Raw genomic sequence first — 23,927 nt, 5'->3', positions numbered from 1 at the left:
TCCAACCCGAAGGAACCCGCCATGTCCCGTCCGCCGCTTCCCCCCTTCACCGAAGCGTCCGCCATCGAAAAGGTCCGGCTCGCCGAGGATGGCTGGAACAGCCGCGATCCGGCGAAGGTCGCTCTCGCCTACACCGAGGACAGTCGGTGGCGGAACCGCGCCGAGTTCGTGACCGGACGCGCCGAAATCCAAGCCTTCCTGACCCGGAAGTGGAACAAGGAGCTTGGCTATCGGCTGATCAAGGAGCTTTGGGCCTTTGCCGGGAACCGCATCGCCGTGCGCTACGCCTACGAATATCACGACGACAGCGGCCAGTGGTTCCGTGCCTACGGCAACGAGAACTGGGAATTCGCCGAGGACGGGCTGATGCGCGCCCGGCACGCCAGCATCAACGAACACCCGATCGCCGAGACGGAACGCAAGTTCCATTGGCCGCTCGGCCGCCGGCCCGACGATCATCCCGGTCTCAGCCATTTCGGCTTCTGACCCCGACCTTCGCCGATAGAAACGGCTGGGTCGTTCCAACGTCCGCCGGCACGCGGAGCAGGCTTGCGATGCCACCCGCCAGGGTGAGGACGGCCGCCACGGCTAGCCCGATCCGGGGCGCCTCCACCGGGCTGGAAATCAGGGAAAAGAGCAGTGTCATGGTCACCGCACCGGCAGTCTGTCCCACCAGCCTCGCGGTGCCCTGCATCCCTCCGGCCGCGCCGCTGCGCGCCTTCGGCACCGTGAGCAGCATGTTGCGGTTGTTGGGCGTCTGGAACAGGCCGAAGCCGAAGCCGCTGATCACCATGAAGGCCAGCAGGGGCAGCGGGTCACGCTGGAGCGGCCAGAGTGCCGACAGGGCGAGCCCGGCGGCAAGCAGCAGACCGCCGCCGGCGCACAGCCAGCCCGTCGGCAGGCGATCGGAAAGCCGGCCCGCGACCGGCGCCGCGACGGCGGTCGCGAGTGGCCATGGCACCATGAACAGCCCGGCGGTGAAAGCGTCCTGCCCCAGCCCGTTCTGCAGGTAGAAGGGCAGCGCCACGGTGCTCGCCATCTGGCCCGTGAAGCAGAGGACGGAGGCGACCACCGACAGGCGGAAGGAGCGCACCCGCAGCAGGTCGAGCGGGATCAGCGGCGACTCCTGCCCGTGCTCCCGCCGGATCAGGCCGGCAAGGCAGAGCGCCGCGACCAGCAGCAGCGCGCCGCCGGCCCCGACCTGGGACGCGACGGTCTCGGCTCCCATCACCAGCGCCACGAAGAATCCCGCGTTGAGGACGACGCTGACGGGGTCGATCCGGCGCTTCACCCCCTCGACTGCGGGCAGCGCGCGTGCGGTCAGCAGCACGATGGCGCCGATCGGAATGTTGACGGCGAACAGCAACGGCCAAGGGGCGACGGCGAGGATGGCCGCCCCGACGGTCGGCCCCGCCGCCGCCGATAGGGCGATGACCAGGGCATTCCAGCCGATGGCGGCCCCCAGCAGCCGCGGCGGATAGACGAAGCGCAGCAGGGCGACGGCGAGCGCCATCACCGCGGCGCCGCCCAGGCCCTGTATCAGCCTTGCGGCCACCAGCCAGGGAAGCGTCGGCGCCAGGGCGCAGCCGGCCGAAGCGGCGGTGAACAGAAGCACGCCGCCGGCGAACACCTTCCGATACCCCAGGCTCTCGCCGAGGGCACCCGCCGGCAACAGCGCGACCACGAGCGCCAGCTGGTAGCCGGTGACGACCCAGACGGACCCGGCTGGCGCGACACCCAGCGTGTCGGCGATGGTCGGCAAGGCAATGTTGACGACGGCGCCATCGAGCACGACGAGCACGAGAGCCGTCAGAATGGACACGACGGCGGCGACGCGGCGGAAGCCCGACAGCCCCTCCGACGGTGGGGAAACGGCCGGCCGGGCGGCAGTGGATTGGGGCATTGCATGTCTCCAGGAAGTCTCGGAGACCAGTATGGCGACGCCGCGACATGGCGGTAGACGCAGCCCATGCAGAGTATTCCTGCATGATACGCCATGTGTTAGCGTTTGTGCCCATGGCCGATCCCGATTTCAACCTCCTCGTCGCGCTGGATGCACTGCTTGCGGAAGGCAGCGTGGTCAATGCCGCCCGACGGCTCGGTCTCAGCGATTCCGCCATGAGCCGTACATTGGCGCGCCTGCGGGACGCCACCGGGGATCCGCTGCTCGTCCGGGCCGGACGCGGGCTGGTCCCGACGCCGCGGGCCATCCAGCTGCGGGCGCGGGTGCATGATCTCGCCGACGAGGTGCGCGCGGTTCTGCGTCCGGCGGCGGCGATCGACATTGCCGGGCTGGAACGCACCTTCACCCTGCGCGCCAGCGAAAGTTTCATCGAGGTCTTCGCCGCCCGATTGGTCAGCCGGGTCACCGCAGACGCGCCGGGAGTTCTGCTGCGGTTCGCGCCGAGGACGGATCGGGGTGTGCAGGCGCTGCGCGATGGCCGCATCGATCTGGAGATCGGCGCCCATGCGGAAACCGCGCCCGAGCTGAAGGTGCAGAAACTGCTCGGCGACCGGCTGGTCGGCGCCGTACGGGACGGCCATCCGCTGCTGCGCGACGCGGTGACGGTCGACCGGTATGCCGCCTGCGGTCATGTCGTCACCTCGCGCAACGGCCGGCCGAGGGATCAGGTGGATGATGCCCTTGCCGCCCTCGGCCTCTCCCGCAAGGTGGTCGCCGTGGTGCCGAGCTTCCCGGCCGCCCTGGCGATCGTCCGCGCCTCGGACCTCGTCGCCCTGGTGTCGGAGCGGCAGGTCGCCTCCGGCATAGCCGGGGTTCGCACCTTCCCGCTCCCGGTGCCCATGGGGGACGTCACGGTGACCCAGATGTGGCACCCGCGCCAGGATGCCGATCCGGCCCACCGCTGGCTGCGCGGTCAGGTGCTCGCCGCCTGCCGGGGGACCGACGACGGAGCCCGGTCAGGGACAAGTGGCTGATGAATCGGCCTGCCCTCAACTCCGGGATACCGGACGGACGGTGATCTCGTTGACCCCGACATCTCGCGGCTGTTCGATGGCGAAGAGGACGGCCCGTCCGATCGCTTCAGGCTCGATCGCGTTGCGGCGGTACTCCACCATCGCCCGCGCGGCCGTTTCGTCGGTGATGGTGTCGGCAAGTTCGGAGCGGGTCACGCCGGGATAGATGCAGGTCGTGCGGATCGTTTCGCTTTCCTGCCGCAAGCCGTCGGTGATCGCCCGCACTGCGAACTTGGTCGCGCTGTAGACGGCGGAGGTCGGCACCACCTCGAAACTGCCGACCGAGCCGATGTTGACGACGTGTCCGCTCCCCTGCGCCTCCATGACCGGCAGGACGGCCGCGATGCCGTGGAGGACGCCGCGGATGTTGACGTCGATCATGCGGTCCCATTCCTCGACCTTCAGCGAGGCGAGCGGGGACAGCGGCATCACGCCGGCATTGTTGACGAGGACGTCGATCCGGCCGAAGCGTTCGCGCGCCTCGGCGACGAAGCCGTCCATGCTGGCACGGTTGGTGACGTCGAGGGCGCAGGCGGCGGCTCTGCCGCCCTTCTCCGTGATTTCCCGGACGAGCGCGTCGAGCCGGTCGGTCCGCCGCGCTCCCAGCATCAGGGTAGCGCCGGCCTCGGCAAGGACGCGCGCGGTGGCTTCGCCGATGCCGCTGGAGGCACCGGTGATGAGAACGACCTGATCGATGGTCATGGCTGTCTCCTGTGAGTTATTGATTGCAGCCGTCACTGCGCCGTATAGCCGCCGTCGACGAAGAGCTGTGCGCCGGTGATGAAACTGGAGGCCGGCGAAGCCAGGAAGGCGATGGCCTCCGCCACCTCCTCCGGCCGGCCGATCCGCCCGACCGGGTGGGCCTCGCCGAAGCTCCGCAGCATCTCCCGGCCGTTCTCGACCACGCCCTCCATGATGTCGGTGTCGATGACGCCGGGCAGGACGACGTTGCAGCGGATGGCGCGGCGGCCGTATTCGACGGCGACGATGCGGGCAAGCTGCGCCGATGCCGCCTTGGACGAGGCGTAGGCAGCCTGCGTCGGGAAGGCCGTCGTCGCCGACAGCGAGGAGTTGATGACGACGGCACCGCCGCCGCCCTCCTCCATCAGCGGCACCGCGGCGCGGATGGTGACGAAGGCGCCGCGGGCGTTGATCTGGAAGATGCGGTCGTATTCCTCGACGGAAGTCTCGCTCAGCGGCTTGTTCAGGGTGCGCCCGGCATTGCAGACGACGATGTCGAGCCGGCCGAAGCGCTCGCGGGCGAGATCGACCGAGCGCCGGGCAAGCTCCTCGTCGGATACGTCGCCGACCAGCGTGGCGATGTCGGCGGAGTCGAGCGACCGGACCTCGTCGGACAGGTCGGAGGCGACGATCCGCGCACCACGGGCCCGCAGCAGGTCGAGCACGGCGCGTCCGATGCCGCGGCGGGCGCCGGTCACCAGCGCCACCTTGCCGGTCAGATCATAAGCGCTTGCGGCGTTTGGCAGGTTGGTCATTGCGGTCTCCTTGAAACCGGCGAAGCGATTTGTGCGCCCGCCGTCCATGGCCAGAAGGTGGCATTGGACCGCTGTCGAGATAACTTGCTATTAATTGGACGTTGTGGTTAGAGCGGCTAACCAATGCGGATCGACCTGAACCTGTTGACCCTGTTCACCGCGGTGGCGGAGACCGGCAATTTCCGTGCGGCGGCGGATCGCCTCGGCGTGACGCGCTCGGCTGTCAGCCAAGGCGTTAAGCGGCTGGAGGCCGCTCTGGGGCAGGCGCTTTTCCTGCGCACCACCCGCAGCGTGCGGCTGACCGAAGCCGGCGAGCGGTTCCTGGCACGGGTCTCCGCCCCCCTGGCCGAGATCGCGGGCGCCATCGACGCGGCGTCCGGTTCGGCGGAGGAGCCCCGTGGTCTGCTGCGGATCGCCGTCACCTCGATCGCCGAGCGGTTCCTGTCTGGGCCGCTGATCGCCTCCTTCAGCGAGGCGTATCCCGGCGTTGCGCTCGACGTGACGGTGACGGATCTGGAGTTCGACATCGTCGCCGCCGGCTTCGACGCCGGCGTGCGCCTGGGCGAGGTGATCGAGCGCGACATGATCGCGGTGCCGCTGACCGGCGACCAACGTCAGATCGCGGTGGCGACGCCCAGCTATCTGGCGCGCCACAGCACGCCGGAGCACCCGCGCGATCTCGTCCGCCACCGCTGCATCGGCTGGCGTCCGCAGCCGGAGACCGCCCCCTATCGCTGGGAGTTCGAAAAGGACGGACATGCCTTCGACGTCTCGGTCGAGCCGCAGATCACCACCAACGACATGCTGCTGATGCTGCGCACGGCGCTGGCCGGCGCCGGCATCACCTTCGGCATGGAAGAGACGTTCCAGCCCTACCTCGAACGCGGGGAACTCGTCTCGATCCTCGACGACTGGCTACCGCCCTTCGCCGGCTTCTTCCTATATTTCCCGAGCCGGCGGACGGTGACGCCCAAGCTCCGCGCCCTGATCGACCACGTCCGGCGCCACCGCGAAGGACCGAAGGCTGGATAGCGTCACCCCTCGACATAGGCCGCGAGTTCGTCGGCGGTCCCTTGCGGAAAGGCCGCTTTCAGATAATCGAGAAAGGCGGAAACGCGGGCGTTGAGCAGCCGCCGTGTCGGATAGAGGACCCACAGCGCCGTCTCATACCCGATCACATCGCCCCAACTCACCAGCCTGCTGGCGGCCAGATCGTGGCTGGCGAGCGACAGCGGCAGGCGGGCCGCCCCCACACCCATGCGAACTGCATCGCGGATCATGACGAACGAGGAAAGGCTGAGAACCGGCTCGACCGCGATGCTTGCCGGTCCCGAGGGTGTCGTCACCTCCCATATCTCCGGCTGGCCCAGCGATCCGCGGGTGACGGCGGGAACGGTATCGCGGCCGGTGGGCGGCGGCAGATCAGGGCTCGCCGCCACGACCAGCCGGTCACGAAGGAAGATGCGGCCGACAAGGTTCGCATCGGGGTTCGGATTGACGCGGATGACCAGATCATAGGCCTCTTCGATCATGTCGACGGCTCGGTCTTCCGTGGTGACCTCAAGCCGGACCTCTGGATACTTGCGCATGAATCCCGCCGCCAGCTTCCCCATGGCGGTCTGCGAGAACAGCAGCGGCGCGCTGATCCGCAACCGGCCGCGGGGGCTCTGGCCACCGGAGGCAATTGCCTTCGCCGTCTCGTCAAGCTCGGTCAGCAATACGCCCGTCCGCTCGAACAGGGCCCTCCCTTCCGCCGTGAGTTTGAGCGAGCGGGCGCCCCGCTCGAACAGACGCAGGTCGAGGCTTGCCTCCAACTCGGCCACCCGTCGCGACAGGGTCGCCTTCGGGCGCCCGGCCGCACGCGCGGCCTTTCCGAACCCGCCATGGCGGGCGACCAGATTGAAATCGGCCAGGGCGAGCAGGTCCATCCGTTCCACCAGTGAGACGATGCGTCCAAATCCGGCGTCTATCGGGCTTGCTGTGGATCGCTATTGTCAAGGACATCTTCTGACACCGAAACCGGAGTGATCCCCATGACCATCCTCGTTACCGGAGCCACCGGCCGCGTCGGCCGCAACGTCGTCGAGCAGTTGGTGAAGCGCGGCGCCGCCGTGCGCGTGCTGACCCGCGACCCGTCGAAAGCCGCCTTCCCCGCCGGGGTGGAGGTCGCCCAGGGCGACATGCTGGACATCGATGCGATGCGTTCCGCCTTCCGCGGTGTCCGTACCCTGTTCCTGTTGAACGCCGTCACCGGCGATGAATTCACCCAGGCGCTCATCACCCTGAACATTGCCCGCGAGGCGGGTGCGGAGCGGGTCGTCTATCTGTCGGTGTTCGAAGCCGATCACGCGGTGAACGTGCCGCATTTCGCGGTGAAGTTCGGCGCCGAGCGCATGCTCGACCGGATGGGCTTCAGCGCCACCATCCTGCGCCCGACCTACTTCATCGACAACGAGGTGATGATCAAGGACGTCGTCCTCAATCACGGCGTCTACCCGATGCCGATCGGCAGCAAGGGCATCGCCATGGTCGATGCGCGCGACATCGCCGAGGTTGCGGCCATCGAACTGATCCGTCGTGACCAGGCGCCGGGCAAGCTGCCGATCGAGACCATCAACCTGGTCGGTCCCGACACGCTGACCGGTTTGCAGGTGGCCGCGATCTGGTCCGATCTGCTGGGCCGCACCGTCGTCTATGGCGGCGACGATCCCAGCGGGTTCGAGCAGACCATGATGTCCTTCCTGCCGAAATGGACCGCCTATGAGATGCGCCTGATGGCAGAGCGCTATGTCAGCGACGGAATGATCCCTGAAGCCGGCAACGTCGAACGTCTGACCGATCTGCTGGGACGCCCGCTGCACAGCTACCGCAGCTTCGCCGCCGCGATCGCCGCCGGCTGAGGTCCCATGCGACCACCGCCAATGTCGGCGCGGTTCACGATGCGAGATGGCAGGCCACCCGATGCGATGCATCCGTCGCCGATCCCCGAGGGGCGAGCGGCGGTGTCGTCTCCCGGCAGATCGGGCCCGCCATTGGGCAGCGGGGGTGGAAGCGGCAGCCGGCCGGGGGGTTGTCGCGCTCGGCGGATCGCCGAACGGGAGGGTGCGCGTGGTCCTGGCGCGTGGTACGGGGACCGGCGCCGCCGACAGCGGCATCCTGACGTAGGGGTGCTGCGGGTCAGTGAACAGCGTCTCGCACTCCGCGATCTCGACGTTGCGCCCCAGATACATCACCGCAACCCGATGGCTGATGCGGCGGACCACGGCGAGGTGGTGCGCGAGGAACAGGTACGAGATGCCGAACTCCACCTGCAGATCCATCAGCAGGTTGACCACCTGTGCCTGCACCGAGACATCAAGCGCCGACACGAGCTCGTCGCAGACGATCAGCTTGGGGTTCAGCGCGAGCGCCCGCGCGATCCCCAGCCGCTGACGCTGACGGCCGGAAAACTCGCCGGGGAGCTTGGCCATCGCTTCCGGCCGCAGGCCGACCTTCGAGAACAGCCAGGCCAGTCGGTTGCGGAGGGCACCCGCCCCGCGCCATGCCGGATCGTCGAAGTTGCGCATTGGCTCCGCCACGATCTCGGAGGCCGACAGGCGCGGGTTCAAGGAGGCGTAGGGATCCTGGAAAATGATCTGCATGTCGCGGCGATGCGCACGCATCCGTGACGGCGCAAGAGTCAGCAACTCCTCCCCCTCCAAACGGATGGACCCGGCAGCGGGTTCGATCAGCCGCAACACCGACTTGCCGGTCGTGGTCTTGCCGCAGCCAGAATCTCCGACCAAGGACAGCGTTTCGCCGCGGTTCAGGGTAAAGGACACCCCATACACAGCCTTCACCCCGCCTGCCCTGCCCGGCTTTGCCGCCGACATGGAATTGCTTGGTCAGGTCCGACACATTGAGAAGGGGGCGATGCGGACGGCTTCGCTGCAGAGTGCGGATTCGGGTGCGGGATCATGTACGGTCTCCGGCGTGGCGATGCAGGGCGACGGGCTGGTGAAGGGCCGGCGCGGCATGGAAGCAGGCGACGCCGTGATCGGGAGCGGCGGCGGTGAAGCCGGGCACCGCTCGGTGGCAAGCGGGCTACGGGGAGCGAAGGCGCAGCCGGTGCCCAGCTCCTGCGGGGGCGGAACCATGCCAGGGATTTCGGCCAGCCGCCCTCCCCTTCTCTGGAGCGAAGGCCCCTGGAGAGACGGCATGGAAGCCATCAGCGCGCGGGTGTAGGGATGCAGGGGCGATTCGAACAGGTCGGCGACTGGCGCTTCCTCCACTTCGCGGCCCGCATACATCACCGCCACACGATCGCAGCATTCGGCCACCGCGCCCAAATCATGCGTGATCATGACGATGCCCATGCCCAGCTTCGCCTGGAGGTCGCGCTGCAAGTCCAGGATTTGCGCCTGGATGGTCACGTCGAGCGCCGTCGTCGGCTCGTCGGCGATCAGCAGGTCGGGATGACAGGCCAGAGCCAGGGCGATCATCACCCGCTGTCGCATGCCGCCTGACATCTGGTGCGGATACTCGCCGGCCCGTCGTTCCGGATCGACGATCTGTACCAGCCGCAGCATCTCCACGGCACGGTCTTGCGCCTCGCGCCGGCTGACCTTCTGATGCAGCATCACCGCTTCGGCGATCTGGCGCCCGACGGTCAGCACCGGGGTCAGCGAGGTCATCGGTTCCTGAAAGATCATCGAGATGCGGTTGCCGCGAATCCGGCGCATCTCGCGTTCGCAGAGGTCGAGCAGGTTGGTGCCCCGCGGATCTCGCCCCCGGCATAGCGTGCCGGCGGCGTGGGCAGCAGGCGCAGCACCGACATGGCGGTGACGCTCTTGCCGCAACCGGACTCGCCGACGACGCCGAGCGTCTCGCCGGCCTCCACGCGGTAGGGCACGCCGTCCACCGAGCGCACGGTGCCGTCAGGGATATCAAAATAGGTGCGCAGGTCGCGGATGTCCAACAGCGGCGGCGGACCGAATGCGTCGGTCCGGGTGAAGGGAAGGGTCATGGGGCTTTCTGCCTCCATGCCATCTGTCCTGCAGCATGCCCGATCTCCGGCAGTGATCTTGCTCCGGCCCGATTGACACCCGGCACCGCTTTCCCGCACCTTGCTCCCTGTTTGACCGGTCAAACAGGGAGCGGCATCGTGCCAGTAATCGCAATAGCCACCACCAAAGGTGGATCGGGGAAAACCACGCTCGCGGCCGGCCTCGCCGACCTTCTCCGCAGGCAAGGCCGAGGCGTGGAATGCATCGACACCGACCCCAACCGCAACCTTCACGACTGGCTGTCCGATCCGCGAAACGGCATCCCGTGCACGCCGGTCGAGGAGGAAGCGGTGATCGACAGCGTGGCTGGCGCGGTCGAACGCTCCGACTATGTGCTGATCGATGTCGCCGGCGCCCTGCAGAGAGGCATGCTGTACGCCATCAGCGCCGCGGACTTCGTGCTGATTCCGTGCAAAACCGACCGGAAGGACGTGGTCGAGGCGGTGCGCACCCAGGAACTGATCGAATCGGCCGGCAAGATGGTCCGCCGTAAAATCCCTCACGCCACCGTGCTGACCCAGGTCAACCGGCGTGCCCAGGTGACCGGCCACACCCGGGCTCAGCTCGAGGTGATGGGCGTGCCGGTGCTGAGCGCCGCCCTGCCGGCCCGCACCGCCTATCAGCAGGCCTCCTGGAATGGCGCGCCGCTCGCAGCACCAGAGGCACGCGAAGACTTCGGCGCCATCGCCGCCGAAGTGGCGTCCCTGATGGAGGCGGAGCATGGCTAAGCGGCCCCCCCTCAAGCTGTTCGACGCGGACGAAATCAAACGGTCCATCGCCCCGCTGGCGCAACGCCTGCCGTCGAACCGTGCGTCCGGCCGCGATGGCGCACTGCCCCCGGAACCCACGACGCCGGACGAGTATGTCGAGACCATCGACCGCTTGTGGGAGGAGGCACAGAAAAGCTTCCTTGCCATCGGACGCTATCTGGACGAGGCGCAGAAGAAGCTTTCGGCGGAGCAGTTTGCCCAAGTGATCGAGCGCCTGCGCTTCGGCAAGGTCGTCCGCAGCCAGATCATGACCGCCTACCGCGCGGTGGCCGCCGGCCTGTTGCCGCCGGGTGTCGAGGCAGCCGGCTATTCGGTGGTCTATCATGCCGCAACGCTTTCCGACACGGAGCGTGCCCAGGCCGTCGCCGAAGGCGTGATCCGCCCCGACATGCGCCGCACCGAGATCGTCGCTTTCAAGCGGCGCATCCGGACGAACGCAGCACAGCGCGATGACGACCGCAGGACGATGCTGAAAGCGGAAAAGCAGCGGCTTCTTGCCCGTGTCGCCGACATCGACCGAGAGCTTTCGGCGCTCGCCTGACGTTTTAGTGGTGCATCCGCTAAGTTGATTGGAACTCCAGGGCTTCGGAGCGGTTGGTGAGGGAAACCCACCGCCCTGGAGCCGGGCCATGGCCATCTGCGTGCAGGGCTTGAGCGACGAGGAGCTGGAGAAGTTGAGGACGATGGCACGCTTGCGCACGTTGGGTGCCGGTCTCGTCCGGCGGGCGCAGATCGTCCTGCATTCGGTCGAGGGCCTGACCGCGCCGGCCATCTCCGAGCGCATGGACCTGTGCGGCGAGACTGTCCGCCACTGGCTCAAGCGCTTCAAGGCCCGCGGTCTCGACGGCCTGGAGGAAGACGTGCGGTCGGGGCGCCCGCCCACCTATACCGTGGCCGAGCGCAGCGCCGTGATCGACACCGCCCTGACCCCGCCTGCGGAGCTGAGCCTGCCCTTCGCGTCGTGGACGCTGGACCGCTTGGTGGCCCACCTGTCGGAGAAAGGGATCGGGATGAAGCGCAGCCGCATCGCCGAGATCCTTGTCCAGGAGGGATTGACGTGGCGTCAGGAGGAGACGTGGTTCGGGGCGCGGGTTGATCCGGACTTCACTAAAAAAAGGGGCCGATTGAGCAGCTCTACACCGCCCCGCCGACGGGCTGCGTAGTCGTCTGTCTCAACGAGATGGGGCCGCAGGCGAGCAAGAGCTATCCGGGCCGCCGGCCCGAAGGCCGAGCGCGCCAAGCAGGAGATCGACTACGGCCGGCGGGACGTGGCCGGGTACGTGGTCGGCGCCTTCCGCCCGGCCACGGGAGACGCCCTCACGGCGACCTATGAGGGCTGGACCACCGCGAATTGGATCGACTTCCTGGGCCGGGTCGAGGCTTGGATCGACCCCGCGGCAGAGCGGGTCTACGCCGTGCTCGACAACCTGAACTGCCACTCCGGCCCGGACGTGCTGCTGTTCAACCTCGCCCACCCGCGTTGGGAGTTCGTCTTCCAGCCCAAGTACGCCGCCTACCTGAACCTCATCGAGCCCTGGTGGAAAGTGCTGCGCTCACTGGCGCTGAAAGGGCGCCGGTTCGATGCCTGGGTCGAGATCGAGGCGGCGGTGGAACGGGCCACCGCCTACTGGACCGTGCACAAGCACCCCTTCGTCTGGGGCAGGCGCAGGCGCCATCGCGCGCCGAGCCGACTGGGTGTCGCCGCGCTCCCGAATGTCTAAACAACTTGGTGGATGCACCACTAAGCGCTTCATTTTTACCTTCTGATGCCCTGTGCTTTACGATGTTGAATCTCTTGCTCGCCCTGTGTCAGCCGCCGGCCTTCATCCTGGCGCTGACTCCGCTCCTGGCCCTGCGTCTGAGGCTTGCGCGCCTGCGCCAGCTCGGCCGCCATGCGCTGCCGCTCGCCCCGCGCCAGCCCGGCCGACACCTGCTCGAACAGCACCGCTTGCCCCTGCGCGCGCGCCAGATCGTTCCAATCGGTGCCCCGGTCATCCGGCCGGAACGTCGGCAGCAGCACCGTTCCCCCGACCCTGGCCGCCGCGTCCTCGGCCTTCTCCCGCCCGACATTCGGCTTGCCCTGGCGTTCCTTGACGTGGTCGTTGTCGCCGGCAATCACTAGCGGCTTGTCCGGATACCGCTGGCGCAACGCCTCAGCCACCGACCGCAAATTGCCGGCGTTGAAGGCCACCGCCACCGCAAGCCCGGTTTCCCGGTGCAGCGTCGCCGCGGTGGCATAGCCCTCCGCCACCAGCACCGACTTTGAGGCCGCGGCATCCCCGATCAGGAAGTGCCCCCCTTGGGTACGGGCATCCTTCTGAAAGCTCTTGCGCCCCTCCGCGGTGATCGCCTGCACCGAGATGACTTTGCCATCCATGCCCTGGATCGGCACCAGCAGGTTCCCCTCGCGGTCCTGGCGCAACCCGTAGGACGGCACATCCTTCGACAGCAGATAGGGATGATCGTCAGTCGCCGGCTCGGCCTGGGCAAGCCGCACCTCGGCGGCGTCCGCCGCCCGCTCCTGCACCAGCTCGCGCTCCTGCGCGCGGGCCTGCCGACGTTGAGCCGCCTCGGCGGTCAAGCGGGCACGGTCCACCGTGGTGGCGGCCTGTGTGCGGCTCGGTGCCTTCCAGTTCCGTTCCACCCCCGTCTTGTGGTTCTTGATGTAGCCGGCCGGGTGCCCATCCATGTGACCGACATAGGCGCCGCTGCGCTCGCCCGGCTTGTCGCCCTCCACTCGCACTCGCCGCATCTGGCCGTCCATCTCCGGCGGCCCGTCCAGGTGCAGCCCCGCCTCCCGCAAGGCGGCGGCGAACTCGGCGCGTGGGTCGCGGCCACCGTCCACATGTAGATCAGTATGCCCTGGCCTCCATTTTTCCAGCGGCGCCAGATCGACACCGGGCGGCGCATACCACGTTTTCTGCTCGCGGTCCCACCGTGCGCCCAGCCCCTTCGCCTCGTCCTTTTCCGCATAGGGCACCGCCAGATAAACCCGCTCGTCGACCGTCTGCATCGCCAAGGCCTGCGTCTCTGTGATGAGTACCGGCATTTTGACCTGCCCCCCCTCGTCCTGGCCCTGCGCCGGCACCGACGTGTGGTCGCGGCCTTGCTGCTGACCCTGCTCCTGGCTGAGCTGCTGCCCCAGTCCGTTGAGGTGCTTCACGATCTTCTCGGCGTCGGCCGCCGCGCGGAAAATCTCCCGCGGGTCCTCCTGTAAGGCTTCGATCCACGAGCCGATGTAGGCGACATGCTGGCCAGGGTCGTGGCCGATTTCGAGCTGCTGCCCCAGTACCATGGACGCGATTTCCGCCCGCAATTCCTCCTTGGCGTATCCTGCCGAGCCGAATGGGTGCGACAGGTCGCGGTCCAGGCGGGAGCTGTGTCCGGTCCAATGCCCCTTCTCGTGGAGCGCAGTCGCATAGAAGCCGTCGGCGCTCGGAAACTGCGAGCGCTCCGGCAGCACGATGTGATCCCACACTGGGCTGTAGAAGGCGCGGTTGCCGCCTTCATGGAGGATCTTCGGATCGCCGGCCGACAGCAGGCGCTCCGCCTGCTTGTGCCGCTGCCACTCCGGCAGCACCGGCCTCGCCTCGGCCTCCGGCAGGCCGTCGATCTGCGCCGCGTTGAACACCACGGCGGAGAGGACGCGGGGCCGCTCGTAGCGCACTATCTGCTTGAGCGGCTGACCGTCCTCGCCGGTCACCGGCTTGCCGTCCTGCCCCAGCACCGGCTCCAGGCCCTGCCATTTCCAATACTGGACGCCGGTGCCCGTCTCCCCCTTGCGCACCTGGGCGCCTGTGTCCTGGGCTTGGTTGTATGTCATCCAACGCGGATCGCCGTAGCCCCTGGCCTGCCCCACCGCCATCAGCCACAGGGTGTTGGCGCCGCGATAGTCTTTGCCGGTGGTTGGATTGTAGGGCAGATGCCGCTCGCCCGGCCTCCACGGCTTGATCCAGGGCGCCGTTCCCTCCTTGAGCTGGTCGATGATGGTGTCGGCGACGGTCTGGACGAACTCATTCGACGCCATGGCCGTGGCCCTCCAGCGCGTCGCCTAAGTCGGCGTTCGACTCCCAAGCGTCGGCCTCTGTCAACGCAGTTTCCTCGAACGCGCCCAGCGCCTCAGCCTCGTCGGGATCGACCTCGACCACCACCCCTGACGTGCCGAAGTCCGACAGGCTGGTGGAGAGGATCGCATCCTGCTGGATGCGGATCGGCGCCTGCTCGGCGTCATTGGCCGCTGGGGGGCGTGCCCCGCTGGTCAAGCTGCTGTTGGACATTGGTCGTCCTCCGGTAAGCCGTGGTGTCAGCGTGATAGGGATCGGCCGACGCCGCCTCGGGCGCCGGCTGGGGGAGGGGTTGGCGCGGCGGGGCCGCGTCACCCGAAGCAGCGCCGGCCGCGAAGGTCACACCCGCGCCGTAGTAGCGGGCGACATAGCCGTTGCGGAACCCGCGCTCGAAACTGCCGGTGTTGTAGGCGCTGAGCGCGGCCTTCAACGCCTCCTGGCCGGGGCCATGGCGCTCGACTGCCCGTCCATAGTTGGCGGTCAGGATCGCCGCCCCAGCTTTCAGATTGGTGCAGGGGTCGAACATCTGCTCGACCGTGTAGCCGAGCCTCGACAGGTTGGCCGAGTTCACCTGCATCAAGCCGAGATCCACTGTGTAGCCGGCGGCCATTGCCGAGCTGGCGAGCTTCACCGCCTCGGCCATGTCGATGGCCGGCCGCGCCAGCGACGCGCCGTTGATCTTGATCGCCAGCGGATTCCGCCCGCTCTCCACCCGGATGATCTCCTGCACGGTCTGCAGCGCCACGTCCGGCGCACAGGCAAGGATGAGGTCGATCATGACGCCCCCTGCACAAGGATGGGCCGCGCGGTCCCCTGGATGTTCTCCAGCGGCAGCGCTCCGAAATAGCGGCTGTCGAAAGACGCCGGGTGATGGGAGGACATCACCCACACGGTGCCGACCTCGACCCGGTAGCGGCCGGGCGGCAGCACCGGCATCGGCCGGCCGGCGCCGTCCGCGGCGAGCGGCCGGCTGTTCACCAGCAGCACGCCATTCACCCGCACCCCCTCGGCCGTCAGCTCCACCTCGTCGCCGGCCTGGGCGACGATGGGCTTGAACAGCGGTTGATAACCGCCAGGGCAGGACCCCGCCGGCACATAGCCACGCTCACGCGCCAGCCGGAACGGTCCGCTGTCGGGCGGGCACAATTCGACCACCACGCCCTGCGTTACGGCGCCGGCCACATCGACCCGCCACAGCCCGACCGGCAGGGATGGCGTGGCGTTGATCCGCCAGCCGGCCGTGCCGGCGGCGGTGGTCGCCACCGTGGTCAGGATCGCGGCGCACCACACCCTCACGGCAAAGCGCCGGCCACGATTGGGCCGGCTCATAGCACGAACGCCTTGCCCGGCTTCCGGCCCCGCAGCCGATCAGTTGGTGGAGCTGGAATCTTGGCACGGTCGGTGAAGACCGGATCGCGGAAGTAGAGGCTCTGCGTGCCATAGACCGGGGCATGGCCGGCGGCGAACACCAGCACGTCGCCCGGCTCGCTGATCCGGCCGGCCTCGTCTTTCACCGGAGCTCTTAGCCGCATCACCTCGTCGGGCGTCAGCAGCGGCCGGCTCACCTCGTGATAGGAGCGCGTGACGTTCTGCAAGACGGCGCCGAAGCGCGACCCGCTGGTGGAGATGTCTTCTTTCACAATCGTCGTGGTGCCGGTCATCTTCGACAGCCATTCGGCCGTCTCGACCTTATTCGGCGCGTAGGCCACCCGGACATGGCAACTGGACAGGATGCTCTCGTCCTTGCCGTAGAGGCTCCACAGCTGCGCCACGTCCTGAACGATCACATACGCCTTGATGCCGTAGCCGGTGATGAAGGACAGCGCCTCTTGGAAGACCTCCAACTTGCCGAAGCTGGCGAACTCATCCAACAGCAGCAGCAGCCGGTGTTTGTGAAGCGCCTGCTCCAGGCCGCCGACAAAGGCCATTTCGTCACGCACCAGCACCCTGACGATCTGGTTGATGACCAGCCGCATCAACGGCTTCAGCCGATCCTTGTCGGCGGGACGAACAACCAGGTAGAGCGACACTGGCCGCTCATGGTCCATCAGGTCGCCGACCATGAAATCACTGCGCCCGGTGTTCTGCTCCACCAGCGGATCGCGGTAGAGACTGAGGAAGCGCCGGGCGGTGGAGAGGATCGAGGCGCGTTCCTCGTCTTCGGTGTTCAGCATGTCGCGGGCCGCCGCCGCCACCACCGGATGGGCGACGGCCTCGCCTGTCTCCGCTTTCCACAGATGCCGGTTCTCCAGCATCTCCTCGTACAGCTCGATCACCGGCCGCTCCGGGTCTGACAGGGCCTGCGCCACTGCCGGCAAGGTGACAGCCCGTCCGTCCTTGGCTTCCTTGTAGCTGAGATGGAGGATGACCCCGGTCAGCAGCGCATGCGCCGATGCCGCCCAGTGGTCCAACTGCCCGGTGCCCTGGGGATCAACCATGATGGTGACGACGTTCTGCACGTCGCCCACCTCATAGAGCGTGCCGAAGCGGATTTCTGCCAGCGGGTTGAAGGCAACGCTGCCCTCTGCCGCCGCCGGATCGAACTTCATCACCACTTGGCCCTGCGCCTTGCGCCAGCCCGCCGACATCGCCCACAGCTCGCCCTTCATGTCGTGGGCCACGACGCTGTGCGGCCAGGACAGCAGGGTGGGGACCACCAGCCCGACGCCCTTGCCGGATCGCGGCGGCGCGATGGCGGCGATGTGCTCCGGCCCGTTGTGCCGGAGGTAATGCAGCCGGCCGGTTGCCGGATCGGTCCAGCCGCCGACATAGACGCCGGCACCCGGCTTGTCCGCCGCCGGCAGCAGCCCGCTGCGCTCCACCTCGCTCCGGCCCGCCCAATGGGCGGTGCCATGCACCCCCTCGTGCCGGGTGGCGCTGCGGGTTGCAAGCCCAACGGCCAGCACAGTGGTCAGGATGCTGGCGCCAAGTCCGCCGAGAAAGCCGAGATTTGCTGTGTCGAACACCGCCTTGGCCGACCAGTACCAGTCCATCTGCCACCGGAACCAAGCCCACGGCGGATAGACCACACCGATCAATGGCTCCCCTAGTGCCGGATGGTAGCCGAGACTCTGCGCCACATACTGGGTGCAGACGCTCGACAACCCGACCGCCGTCCCGGCCAGCAACAGCGGCCCGAACAGCCGCGCCCGTGATCGCTTGCGCTTGGGTTGGAGAGTCGGACTTAAGGGACCGGCCGTCGTCATCGCTTGCGCCCTCTCGATGGGGAAAGGAGGCGGCCCCCGCTGTTCAGCTCGACCGTCTGCCCCACCCGCCATGTGCTCGCCTTGGCGGCTTGGGCGGGGGTGACCGGCTTGACCAGCGTCTCGCCGCCTCGATGCAGCAGCACCACCTCGGCACCGTCTTGCAACCTACGGCGGCCTTGGTAGACCACCGGGCCGGCGTCGCTCGGTGTCCAGAGGCGCGTATAGTCTATCGACGTTACGATCTCTCTCCTATTGTTCCGGCGGGAGATGAAGGCGGTGACGGATGTAGATCCTTCGGCCTGGGTCATAGGCTTGGCCATTCGAGCGCGCTCCCGCTCGAGCTCGGGGTCGGCAAAACGCACCTCCAGCCCCTTCACCGCCGCGAGCTGCGCCACCTGCGTTTTGAAGGCATCAGAGCCCTCCACGACCAAGGCCTGGCCACGGAAGCGGTCGTCGGCCAGCGACAGAGCGAGAAAGGTCGCCCCGGCGGTGACCTCGGTCACCCGCACCTGGGTTGCCTCGTCGCTCACCACCCCACCATCCTCCACCCGGTAGACCAGCGAACCGTCCTTGCCGGCATTCGGGCGCAGCCGTTCATAGACGATGTGCCGGGCAACATCGGCGTCGGCCGCAGTCAGCAGGGTCTCCGCCATGCGGCGCTGCCGGCGAGAGCGGCTGCGCAACACCGCCACCGCCATCTCGTTGCCCCGGCTGGCTTCTGCCGTCAGGAAATCTTGCCAGCGTGGCAAGCCCTGCCCTGCCACCTGCTGGCGCTGCCGGGCTTGCTCCTGGCGCCGCGCTGTGGCGTCGGCCCGGCGCTGGTGGGCCAGCATCGTGTAGGCATGCCGGCGCTCGACCGCTGTCAACACTGGACTGCGCTTGATCTCCGCCCGCCGTGCCGCATACCACGCCGCCAGTTCCTTGGCGTGTTCCGCCTGGGCCTGACGCAGCGCTGCCTGCTGGGCGGCCCGTGCCTTGAGCAACGCCTCGCGCTGTGCCTTGTACTCTTGGTACAGCCCCTCGCTGTTGCCATGCCGGAGCAGCGGCACTCTCTGGTAGCCGTGCCCTAGCTGTGCGGGAGTGTCGCCTTGGGCCCCGTCACTGGCCGCCACGCTCGGCCGGCGCTGGTTCTGCGCCTGGGATGGCTCATAAGCTCCCAGTCTCTTCGTCAGCGATTTGGCCGACAGGCTGCGGTCGACACTGCTCGCCTTTACGCCAAGCCCTATCGCCTCCTGCACGATGGCCAGCCCGGCGCCCTTCGGCCGGATCACCAGCCCATAGCGCTCCAGCACCGCATGCAGCTCGCCCCAACTTGCCGCCTTGACTGCCCCCTCCACGAGCTCGGCGCCGGCGGTCTCCTTCACCCACCGCAGGAACGACGCCTCACCGGAATGCGCCTCCATGTCGCCCGGCCGGCCGGGCAACGTCGGGCCGTCCATCGGGTGGAGCTGAAGGCCATGCTTTTGCTCCAGCGCCCGGCACAGCCGGAACAATGTCGGGTGGTCGTAGAACGGCTCGACGCACCGCAGAGTGCGGGGATGCACCCGGTTGATCGCGATGTGAATGTGGAAGTGCTGGGTGTTGGTGTGGGCGGCACTGATCCGCTGATGCTCGGCATAACCGATGCCGGCGCACAGCGTGTCCTCGATGTCCTCTAGTTGGGCCCTGGTCGGCACCTCCCCCTCGGGGAAGCTGACGATCAGGTGATAGGTCTTGTCGCCCTTCGCCCGCTTGTTGCGCTCCTGTGTCACCAGGATCTCGCGGATCGCCCACCCCGGTTCGTCACTGGTGCAGTTGGTGATGCACGACCACGCCAGCTTTTCCCCGCCGCCTTTGGCGTCCAGAATGTAGTCCGCCGTCCGCGTCCATAACTGCGCCGCCGCCTCGGTCTTGGCCGCCAGAATATAACGACCCAATCTTGCAAAATCGGACGTCGCCTTGGTGCGCTTGACCCGCTTGGCGATCATAATCGCGTCATCGCATGGCGAAGCTCGTCCTGCGTATCCTTGATGTATCCCAGCAGCTCACGCACGTCGGCAACCGCTGCCCCCCGCCCTGGCGTGTCGGTCAGCCACAACTTTAGGAGGCCGCCCAACCGCCCCAGGTCAGCGTTCACTTTTATCAGCTGCTCAACCGCATCGAGGTCCACCACGCTGCGCGGCTGGTGCCCCAGTCCGACGTTCCGCAGATAGGCCGACACCGACAGTCCGGCCGCCTCCGCCTGCGCCTCGATCCGCGCCCGCTCGGCCGCATTCACCCAGACCTTCAAGGGCCGCTGCCGGTCGCGGGTCTCGCCCGCATTGGGTGCCGTCATGGTGGTTTCCTCCCTGGCGTTCAAAGCGGCGGCAGCCGCCGTATGCCTCGCAGAGCAAGATCAGCGTCGAGCCCAAAGGGCGAGTAAGCGCGGGTGTTGTAGGACTGCACGGCTCTGCCGTGTAGTCCTACAACACATATCTTGTCAGCCAAAACTCTGCGAAACTCTGCAATAGTCTGCAACACTTTGCGAAGGACTATCCCACCTGGGTCAAAATCACAAAGATTTGCAGAGCCTCTAAAACCTTCGCAATGGTTCGCAGAGTTTCGCAGTCTATACCGTCGGAGAGTTTGCGAAACTCTTTGAACCTTTTGCGAGACTAGGGTCTCGGTAGCCGCTGAGAGAGCCGATGATGGACAAGCCGGACAGTGCCGGCCCTGCGCGCCACTGGGGCGCCGGCCGGATCGCCTTCCTGACCATCCTTGAAACCGTTCGCAAGGACGTGACCCAGGGTTACCCGCTGACGGTGATCCACCAGCGTTACGCCGCCAGTCTGGGCGTCAGCTACTCAAGCTTCGCCCGCTATGTGCAACGCTACATCACTGAGGTGGACACCGCAGAAAGCCGGCGACGAAAGAGCGACAAGGACGTGACCGCTCCTCCCAATAAGGCCGACCTACCCGCTTCCCCTACGCCGCGGCCGCCTTCCGATCCGAACGCCGGTCCCATGATCCGTCATTTTAAATACAATCCGCGCGCGAAAAACCCCGAGGACCTGATTTAAGGAGTCACCGATGACGACGAAGGTCAAACAGGTCACTAATGAGGTCGCGGCGTTACCCGAAACGCCTTCCCAAGTTCACATGACACTCCAGGGAAAGGGGGGTGTCGGAAAGTCCATGGTCTCGTCCTTCCTGGCACAATACCTCATCAACCATAACCGGCCCGTCACCTGCATCGACACCGATCCCGTCAACGACACCCTCTCGGGCTATACCGCGCTCAACGCCCGCCGCCTCGACCTCTTGCAGGGCAATCAGATCAACACCCGTAACTTCGACACCATGATCGAGTTGCTGGTGTCAGAGGACGCCAGCGTCGTGGTCGACAATGGTGCCGCCTCCTTTTTGCCCCTCATCAGCTATATGCTCGAGAACGGCGTTGCCGACCTCCTGGCCGCTTCAAGAAGGCAGCTCGTCGTCCATACCGTCGTCACCGGTGGTCAGGCCATCATGGACACTCTTACCGGCTTTGATCAGCTCGCCCGCCAGCTTCCCGAAAGCGCCCAGATGGTGGTGTGGCTCAACGAGTATTTCGGCGACATCGTCGCCGACGGAAAGAGCTTCGAAGAAATGAAAACCTTCCACCTCAACCGGCATCGGGTGAAAGGGCTGGTGCAAATCAAGCGCTATACCAGCGAAACCTTTGGAAAAGACATGGAGATGATGCTGGATCGCAAACTCACATTTGATGAGGCGGTCAGCAGCCCCGATTTTGGCCTGATGGCGAAGCAACGTCTGACGATGATGAAACGTGATATCTTCAATCAGATCGCTCTTGTCGTCTGACCGCCATGGATGTCCAACGCCTGATCGGTGAAGTTGCTAAGCGGCACAACGTGCTGCTCGGCCCCTCTGACCCGATCCTCGTCACCCTCACCCTCAACGAGTTGGTGCTCGCCCAGTATATCGAGCGACTGACTGCCACGCTTGAACAGGCAGAGGACCGGACGGCTGCGGGGGCGGCCCAGCAGATCGCCGCGGCCCGCGAGTTGGCCGGCAAGCTCGTCACCGAGACCGGCGGCTACGTGGCCGGACAAGTCGAGGAAGCCGGCAGGGCCGTCCAGGCGCAGCTTCTCGCTTCGCTCGACCGGCAGGTGCAGGCAGCACGGGAAGCCGCCCAGCAGGCCGCTATGGCCCGCCGAACGGCCCTTTACGCCGCCTTGGTGGCTGTGGGGGCCGTCTGTAGCCTCGTCGGCTTGCTGGTGGGAGCGATCACCTTGTAGCGCCGCCTGCCTCCAAGTCACTCACCCGACGCTCACATGTCTGTTTGATGCCAGGGGGATGTTGAACTAGGGCTCGAGCAGCTCATACAATGGCTTTCCCACCACACGCGCAAGCAATGCCATGTAGCTGAGGCTGGGGGAGTGGCGGGCATTCTCAATAACACTGATATAGGCTTGACCTATCCCAGTTAGTGCCGTGATATCATTTTGAGAGAGGCCTGCTTCCAAACGAGCCCTTTTGAAGTTTCGCGCAAATGTCAGCAGCTCAGGCGGCGTATTTTCCTTCGTAATGCGCCGCTTGTGTGTCTTGGGCGGACCACCTGCATCTTGGTTGTCACTGGTCAATGCCTGATCCCCTTCATTTGCCGGGGGACGGCTTTAAGAGTTCATGCAAAGGTTTTCCCACCACACGGGCCAACAAAGCCATGTGGGTCAGGCTTGGATCAACCACAGCCCGCTCCACCTCGGACACATAGGCCTGCGAAACGCCAATTCTCTTGGTGATGTCAGTTTGAGTCAGCCCTGCGGCAAGGCGGGCTTGTTTGAAGTTATGTGCAAATATCAACAACTCAACCGGCTTGTCTTTATGGGACGCTCGGCGCTTGCGAGAGGCTGGTTCTGGTTTTTCGTCAGGATCAACCACGTCAGTCACTCGCCCTTATTGCTCTGCATGGCTCAATCCGGAATATCTAATGCAGATAATGTGCCAAATCCTAGCGGAATAGACTTGATACTTAATCCAACCGGTTCGCGGAGTGGGTATTCTCATGTAACGGCGTAAGCCTCACCCCTTCGACCTCAAGACAGAAGCCAGACATATCTCTCACCCATTCAAAACAACTTCGAGGCACAAGCCTGCGTTCACCTTACTGTTTGATTTCTAAAACACAAGGACGCTGCGCGTCCGATCTGCTACACAATCGGCATACCCAAATATGCATTTATTCTTGAACAATCGGTCACAGGGACTCTCTTGCAGTTGCCCTACCCGTTTGTACGCACAACCTGGCCACGACCAAGGTGAGGTCTCCCTATACCCTTTCAGTCATTCTGGAGGTCATTCGATGACGGCTATAGTGAGTGCTGCCGCAGATACGCAACGAACGACCCCGGGAGATGCCGATGGCTGTGGTTGCTACCGCTTCATACCAGCAAGAGCACGACCGGCGCGTGCAGGAGAAGTTGCGCCGTGAGCTTGGCCAGTTGGTGTGTGGTTTTCTGGCCGAAGCGGATGTCGTGGAAATCGCGCTGAACCCGGACGGCCGGCTATGGGTCGAGCGGCTGGGGCAGGACATGAAGCCGGTCGGCACCATGTCGGCCAGCCAAGCGGAGTCGCTGATGACCACGGTGGCGGCGGCTCTGCGCACCACCATCACCCGCGACACCCCGATCCTCGAATGCGAGCTGCCCTTTGACGGCTCCCGTTTTGAGGCCCTGATTCCACCGGTTGCTGCCGCTCCCACCTTCACGATCCGCCGCAAGGCGTCGCGCGTCTTTACGCTGGAGGAGTATGTCGAGCTCGGCATCATGACCGAGCGCCAGCGGGCGATGCTGGTCGAGGCCGTCGCTGCCCGCCGCAACATCCTGGTGGTCGGCGGTACCGGCACCGGCAAGACGACGCTGACCAACGCCCTCATCAAGGAGATCGAGCGCGCCACCCCGCACCACCGGCTGATCATCATCGAGGACACGGTGGAGCTTCAATGCAGTGCGCCGAATGCGGTGCCGCTGCGCGCCACCGAGCATGTCAGCATGCTGCGGCTGCTCAAGGCGACCATGCGCCTGCGCCCCGATCGCATTCTGGTGGGCGAGACGCGCGGTCCGGAGGCATTGGCGCTGCTCAAAGCCTGGAACACCGGCCACCCCGGCGGCGTCGCCACCGTTCACTCCAACACCAGCGACTGCGCCGGCACCGCCGGCTTGGTCCGCCTAGAAAGTCTGATTGCCGAAGCCACTCCGACGCCGATGCACACGCTGATCACCGAGGCGGTCAACCTGGTGGTCAACATCGAAAAGACCTCGTCCGGCCCGGGCCGGCGCATCGCCGCCGTTCTCGCCGTCGAGGGGTTCGACGGCAGCAATTACGTCCTCTCACAACTCGGATAAAGCTT

27 protein-coding genes and 2 pseudogenes are annotated in these 23,927 nt (G+C 66.3%); 12 read left to right on the top strand and 17 right to left on the bottom strand.

Features of this window, described 5'->3' with window-relative positions; genetic code table 11:
- The first annotated feature begins 21 nt into the window (after positions 1-21).
- The gene (locus M5E06_RS15290; RefSeq protein ID WP_149201781.1) at positions 22-486 is read left to right on the top strand and encodes a nuclear transport factor 2 family protein; all 465 of its coding nucleotides are present in this window, start codon (positions 22-24) and stop codon (positions 484-486) included.
- Here the strand turns inward: M5E06_RS15290 and M5E06_RS15285 are convergent.
- On the bottom strand, positions 467-1,903 hold the full coding sequence (locus M5E06_RS15285; RefSeq protein ID WP_252138891.1) for an MFS transporter: 1,437 nt from the start codon (positions 1,901-1,903) through the stop codon (positions 467-469). The genes M5E06_RS15290 and M5E06_RS15285 overlap by 20 nt on opposite strands.
- 113 nt (positions 1,904-2,016) lie before the next feature.
- On the opposite strand from M5E06_RS15285, the gene M5E06_RS15280 reads away from it, so the two are divergent.
- Complete coding sequence (locus M5E06_RS15280) at positions 2,017-2,937, top strand: LysR family transcriptional regulator (RefSeq protein ID WP_252138890.1); 921 nt, start codon at positions 2,017-2,019, stop codon at positions 2,935-2,937.
- Positions 2,938-2,952: 15 nt separating this feature from the next.
- Here the strand turns inward: M5E06_RS15280 and M5E06_RS15275 are convergent, their stop codons facing one another.
- Both M5E06_RS15275 and M5E06_RS15270 read right to left on the bottom strand, forming a co-directional pair.
- The gene (locus M5E06_RS15275; RefSeq protein ID WP_252138889.1) at positions 2,953-3,678 is read right to left on the bottom strand and encodes an SDR family oxidoreductase; all 726 of its coding nucleotides are present in this window, start codon (positions 3,676-3,678) and stop codon (positions 2,953-2,955) included.
- Between the two features lie 32 nt (positions 3,679-3,710).
- On the bottom strand, positions 3,711-4,472 hold the full coding sequence (locus M5E06_RS15270; RefSeq protein WP_252138888.1) for an SDR family NAD(P)-dependent oxidoreductase: 762 nt from the start codon (positions 4,470-4,472) through the stop codon (positions 3,711-3,713).
- A 123-nt stretch (positions 4,473-4,595) separates the two neighbouring features.
- Between M5E06_RS15270 and M5E06_RS15265 the strand changes: the two genes are divergently transcribed.
- Entirely contained in the window at positions 4,596-5,504 is a 909-nt protein-coding gene (locus M5E06_RS15265) for a LysR family transcriptional regulator (RefSeq protein WP_252138887.1), read from the top strand.
- 2 nt (positions 5,505-5,506) lie between these two features.
- Here the strand turns inward: M5E06_RS15265 and M5E06_RS15260 are convergent, their stop codons facing one another.
- Positions 5,507-6,400 carry a LysR family transcriptional regulator gene (locus tag M5E06_RS15260; protein ID WP_252138886.1) on the bottom strand — a complete coding sequence of 298 codons (894 nt, stop codon included), beginning with the start codon at positions 6,398-6,400 and terminating at the stop codon, positions 5,507-5,509.
- 105 nt (positions 6,401-6,505) lie between these two features.
- On the opposite strand from M5E06_RS15260, the gene M5E06_RS15255 reads away from it, so the two are divergent.
- Entirely contained in the window at positions 6,506-7,372 is an 867-nt protein-coding gene (locus M5E06_RS15255) for an SDR family oxidoreductase (RefSeq protein WP_252138885.1), read from the top strand.
- Between the two features lie 34 nt (positions 7,373-7,406).
- On the opposite strand, the pseudogene M5E06_RS36060 reads toward M5E06_RS15255, so the two are convergent.
- From M5E06_RS36060 to M5E06_RS36050, 4 genes and pseudogenes are all read right to left on the bottom strand, one after another.
- Positions 7,407-7,538, bottom strand: a pseudogene (locus M5E06_RS36060) (peptide ABC transporter ATP-binding protein); the annotation flags it as partial.
- Between the two features lie 362 nt (positions 7,539-7,900).
- Positions 7,901-8,344: pseudogene (locus tag M5E06_RS35860) on the bottom strand (ATP-binding cassette domain-containing protein); the annotation flags it as partial.
- A 12-nt stretch (positions 8,345-8,356) separates the two neighbouring features.
- Entirely contained in the window at positions 8,357-9,145 is a 789-nt protein-coding gene (locus M5E06_RS36055) for an ABC transporter ATP-binding protein (RefSeq protein WP_502801983.1), read from the bottom strand.
- A gap of 14 nt (positions 9,146-9,159) precedes the next feature.
- Positions 9,160-9,477, bottom strand: a complete 318-nt coding sequence (locus M5E06_RS36050; protein WP_502801982.1) for an ATP-binding cassette domain-containing protein — start codon at positions 9,475-9,477, stop codon at positions 9,160-9,162.
- A gap of 138 nt (positions 9,478-9,615) precedes the next feature.
- On the opposite strand from M5E06_RS36050, the gene M5E06_RS15240 reads away from it, so the two are divergent.
- The 4 genes from M5E06_RS15240 to M5E06_RS15225 all read left to right on the top strand — a co-directional run bounded on the left by M5E06_RS15240 (position 9,616) and on the right by M5E06_RS15225 (position 12,008).
- Positions 9,616-10,245 (top strand): ParA family protein, encoded by a 630-nt coding sequence (locus tag M5E06_RS15240; RefSeq protein ID WP_252138883.1) that lies wholly within the window; start codon positions 9,616-9,618, stop codon positions 10,243-10,245.
- Complete coding sequence (locus M5E06_RS15235) at positions 10,238-10,828, top strand: hypothetical protein (RefSeq protein WP_252138882.1); 591 nt, start codon at positions 10,238-10,240, stop codon at positions 10,826-10,828. The genes M5E06_RS15240 and M5E06_RS15235 overlap by 8 nt, the downstream gene beginning before the upstream one ends.
- An 88-nt stretch (positions 10,829-10,916) precedes the next feature.
- Entirely contained in the window at positions 10,917-11,450 is a 534-nt protein-coding gene (locus M5E06_RS15230; RefSeq protein WP_252138881.1) for a helix-turn-helix domain-containing protein, read from the top strand.
- Between the two features lie 42 nt (positions 11,451-11,492).
- Entirely contained in the window at positions 11,493-12,008 is a 516-nt protein-coding gene (locus M5E06_RS15225) for a transposase (RefSeq protein WP_353654343.1), read from the top strand.
- 35 nt (positions 12,009-12,043) lie between these two features.
- Here M5E06_RS15225 and M5E06_RS15220 read toward each other — a convergent pair whose 3' ends face one another.
- The 7 genes from M5E06_RS15220 to M5E06_RS15190 are packed head-to-tail and all read right to left on the bottom strand — an operon-like array spanning position 12,044 to position 19,871.
- Entirely contained in the window at positions 12,044-14,314 is a 2,271-nt protein-coding gene (locus M5E06_RS15220) for a zincin-like metallopeptidase domain-containing protein (RefSeq protein WP_252138880.1), read from the bottom strand.
- Complete coding sequence (locus M5E06_RS15215; RefSeq protein WP_252138879.1) at positions 14,301-14,564, bottom strand: hypothetical protein; 264 nt, start codon at positions 14,562-14,564, stop codon at positions 14,301-14,303. Before M5E06_RS15215 ends, M5E06_RS15220 begins: the two co-directional genes overlap by 14 nt.
- Positions 14,515-15,129: a lytic transglycosylase domain-containing protein gene (locus M5E06_RS15210; RefSeq protein ID WP_252138878.1), complete on the bottom strand. Its 615-nt coding sequence runs from the start codon at positions 15,127-15,129 to the stop codon at positions 14,515-14,517. The genes M5E06_RS15215 and M5E06_RS15210 overlap by 50 nt, the downstream gene beginning before the upstream one ends.
- Positions 15,126-15,680, bottom strand: coding sequence for a conjugative transfer signal peptidase TraF (gene traF / locus M5E06_RS15205; RefSeq protein WP_252138877.1), 555 nt, complete (start codon positions 15,678-15,680; stop codon positions 15,126-15,128). The genes M5E06_RS15210 and traF overlap by 4 nt, the downstream gene beginning before the upstream one ends.
- Entirely contained in the window at positions 15,677-17,557 is a 1,881-nt protein-coding gene (locus M5E06_RS15200) for a type IV secretory system conjugative DNA transfer family protein (RefSeq protein ID WP_252138876.1), read from the bottom strand. Before M5E06_RS15200 ends, traF begins: the two co-directional genes overlap by 4 nt.
- Positions 17,554-19,524 (bottom strand): TraI/MobA(P) family conjugative relaxase, encoded by a 1,971-nt coding sequence (traI, locus tag M5E06_RS15195; protein WP_252138875.1) that lies wholly within the window; start codon positions 19,522-19,524, stop codon positions 17,554-17,556. The genes M5E06_RS15200 and traI overlap by 4 nt, the downstream gene beginning before the upstream one ends.
- Positions 19,521-19,871: a plasmid mobilization protein gene (locus tag M5E06_RS15190; RefSeq protein WP_252138874.1), complete on the bottom strand. Its 351-nt coding sequence runs from the start codon at positions 19,869-19,871 to the stop codon at positions 19,521-19,523. Before M5E06_RS15190 ends, traI begins: the two co-directional genes overlap by 4 nt.
- A 349-nt stretch (positions 19,872-20,220) precedes the next feature.
- Here M5E06_RS15190 and M5E06_RS15185 point away from each other — a divergent pair, with 349 nt between their 5' ends.
- From M5E06_RS15185 to traM, 3 genes are read left to right on the top strand one after another with little or no spacing between them, the layout of a single operon-like run.
- On the top strand, positions 20,221-20,595 hold the full coding sequence (locus M5E06_RS15185; protein WP_252138873.1) for a TraK family protein: 375 nt from the start codon (positions 20,221-20,223) through the stop codon (positions 20,593-20,595).
- 10 nt (positions 20,596-20,605) lie between these two features.
- A complete protein-coding gene (locus tag M5E06_RS15180; protein WP_252138872.1) occupies positions 20,606-21,379 on the top strand; it encodes a nucleotide-binding protein in 774 nt (257 codons plus the stop codon).
- Between the two features lie 5 nt (positions 21,380-21,384).
- Positions 21,385-21,816, top strand: a complete 432-nt coding sequence (gene traM / locus M5E06_RS15175; RefSeq protein ID WP_252138871.1) for a conjugal transfer transcriptional regulator TraM — start codon at positions 21,385-21,387, stop codon at positions 21,814-21,816.
- A gap of 66 nt (positions 21,817-21,882) precedes the next feature.
- Here traM and M5E06_RS15170 read toward each other — a convergent pair whose 3' ends face one another.
- Entirely contained in the window at positions 21,883-22,161 is a 279-nt protein-coding gene (locus M5E06_RS15170; protein WP_252138870.1) for a helix-turn-helix transcriptional regulator, read from the bottom strand.
- A 13-nt stretch (positions 22,162-22,174) separates the two neighbouring features.
- Positions 22,175-22,459 carry a helix-turn-helix transcriptional regulator gene (locus M5E06_RS15165; RefSeq protein WP_252138869.1) on the bottom strand — a complete coding sequence of 95 codons (285 nt, stop codon included), beginning with the start codon at positions 22,457-22,459 and terminating at the stop codon, positions 22,175-22,177.
- A gap of 479 nt (positions 22,460-22,938) precedes the next feature.
- On the opposite strand from M5E06_RS15165, the gene trbB reads away from it, so the two are divergent.
- Positions 22,939-23,922 (top strand): P-type conjugative transfer ATPase TrbB, encoded by a 984-nt coding sequence (trbB, locus tag M5E06_RS15160; protein ID WP_252138868.1) that lies wholly within the window; start codon positions 22,939-22,941, stop codon positions 23,920-23,922.
- The last annotated feature ends 5 nt before the right edge of the window (positions 23,923-23,927 follow it).

Origin of the sequence: Azospirillum sp. A1-3 (genome assembly GCF_023806445.1) — a bacterium.
GTDB lineage: Bacteria > Pseudomonadota > Alphaproteobacteria > Azospirillales > Azospirillaceae > Azospirillum.
Note: the sequence above shows the minus strand (reverse complement) of the source record. Positions and strands in the feature narration are given on the sequence as shown.

Excerpts from the sequence above, each read along its gene's own strand:
- M5E06_RS15285 (WP_252138891.1), bottom strand. The coding sequence starts at position 1,903 with ATGCCCCAATCCACTGCCGCCCGGCCGGCCGTTTCCCCACCGTCGGAG.
- M5E06_RS15190 (WP_252138874.1), bottom strand. The coding sequence starts at position 19,871 with ATGACGGCACCCAATGCGGGCGAGACCCGCGACCGGCAGCGGCCCTTG.
- M5E06_RS15210 (WP_252138878.1), bottom strand. The coding sequence starts at position 15,129 with ATGATCGACCTCATCCTTGCCTGTGCGCCGGACGTGGCGCTGCAGACC.
- M5E06_RS15265 (WP_252138887.1), top strand. The coding sequence starts at position 4,596 with ATGCGGATCGACCTGAACCTGTTGACCCTGTTCACCGCGGTGGCGGAG.
- traI (WP_252138875.1), bottom strand. The coding sequence starts at position 19,524 with ATGATCGCCAAGCGGGTCAAGCGCACCAAGGCGACGTCCGATTTTGCA.
- M5E06_RS15290 (WP_149201781.1), top strand. The coding sequence starts at position 22 with ATGTCCCGTCCGCCGCTTCCCCCCTTCACCGAAGCGTCCGCCATCGAA.
- M5E06_RS15270 (WP_252138888.1), bottom strand. The coding sequence starts at position 4,472 with ATGACCAACCTGCCAAACGCCGCAAGCGCTTATGATCTGACCGGCAAG.
- M5E06_RS15260 (WP_252138886.1), bottom strand. The coding sequence starts at position 6,400 with ATGGACCTGCTCGCCCTGGCCGATTTCAATCTGGTCGCCCGCCATGGC.
- M5E06_RS15280 (WP_252138890.1), top strand. The coding sequence starts at position 2,017 with ATGGCCGATCCCGATTTCAACCTCCTCGTCGCGCTGGATGCACTGCTT.
- M5E06_RS15180 (WP_252138872.1), top strand. The coding sequence starts at position 20,606 with ATGACGACGAAGGTCAAACAGGTCACTAATGAGGTCGCGGCGTTACCC.
- M5E06_RS15185 (WP_252138873.1), top strand. The coding sequence starts at position 20,221 with ATGATGGACAAGCCGGACAGTGCCGGCCCTGCGCGCCACTGGGGCGCC.
- traM (WP_252138871.1), top strand. The coding sequence starts at position 21,385 with ATGGATGTCCAACGCCTGATCGGTGAAGTTGCTAAGCGGCACAACGTG.
- M5E06_RS15230 (WP_252138881.1), top strand. The coding sequence starts at position 10,917 with ATGGCCATCTGCGTGCAGGGCTTGAGCGACGAGGAGCTGGAGAAGTTG.
- M5E06_RS15200 (WP_252138876.1), bottom strand. The coding sequence starts at position 17,557 with ATGACGACGGCCGGTCCCTTAAGTCCGACTCTCCAACCCAAGCGCAAG.
- traF (WP_252138877.1), bottom strand. The coding sequence starts at position 15,680 with ATGAGCCGGCCCAATCGTGGCCGGCGCTTTGCCGTGAGGGTGTGGTGC.
- M5E06_RS15215 (WP_252138879.1), bottom strand. The coding sequence starts at position 14,564 with ATGTCCAACAGCAGCTTGACCAGCGGGGCACGCCCCCCAGCGGCCAAT.
- M5E06_RS15255 (WP_252138885.1), top strand. The coding sequence starts at position 6,506 with ATGACCATCCTCGTTACCGGAGCCACCGGCCGCGTCGGCCGCAACGTC.
- M5E06_RS36050 (WP_502801982.1), bottom strand. The coding sequence starts at position 9,477 with ATGACCCTTCCCTTCACCCGGACCGACGCATTCGGTCCGCCGCCGCTG.
- M5E06_RS15220 (WP_252138880.1), bottom strand. The coding sequence starts at position 14,314 with ATGGCGTCGAATGAGTTCGTCCAGACCGTCGCCGACACCATCATCGAC.
- M5E06_RS15275 (WP_252138889.1), bottom strand. The coding sequence starts at position 3,678 with ATGACCATCGATCAGGTCGTTCTCATCACCGGTGCCTCCAGCGGCATC.
- trbB (WP_252138868.1), top strand. The coding sequence starts at position 22,939 with ATGGCTGTGGTTGCTACCGCTTCATACCAGCAAGAGCACGACCGGCGC.
- M5E06_RS15235 (WP_252138882.1), top strand. The coding sequence starts at position 10,238 with ATGGCTAAGCGGCCCCCCCTCAAGCTGTTCGACGCGGACGAAATCAAA.
- M5E06_RS36055 (WP_502801983.1), bottom strand. The coding sequence starts at position 9,145 with ATGACCTCGCTGACCCCGGTGCTGACCGTCGGGCGCCAGATCGCCGAA.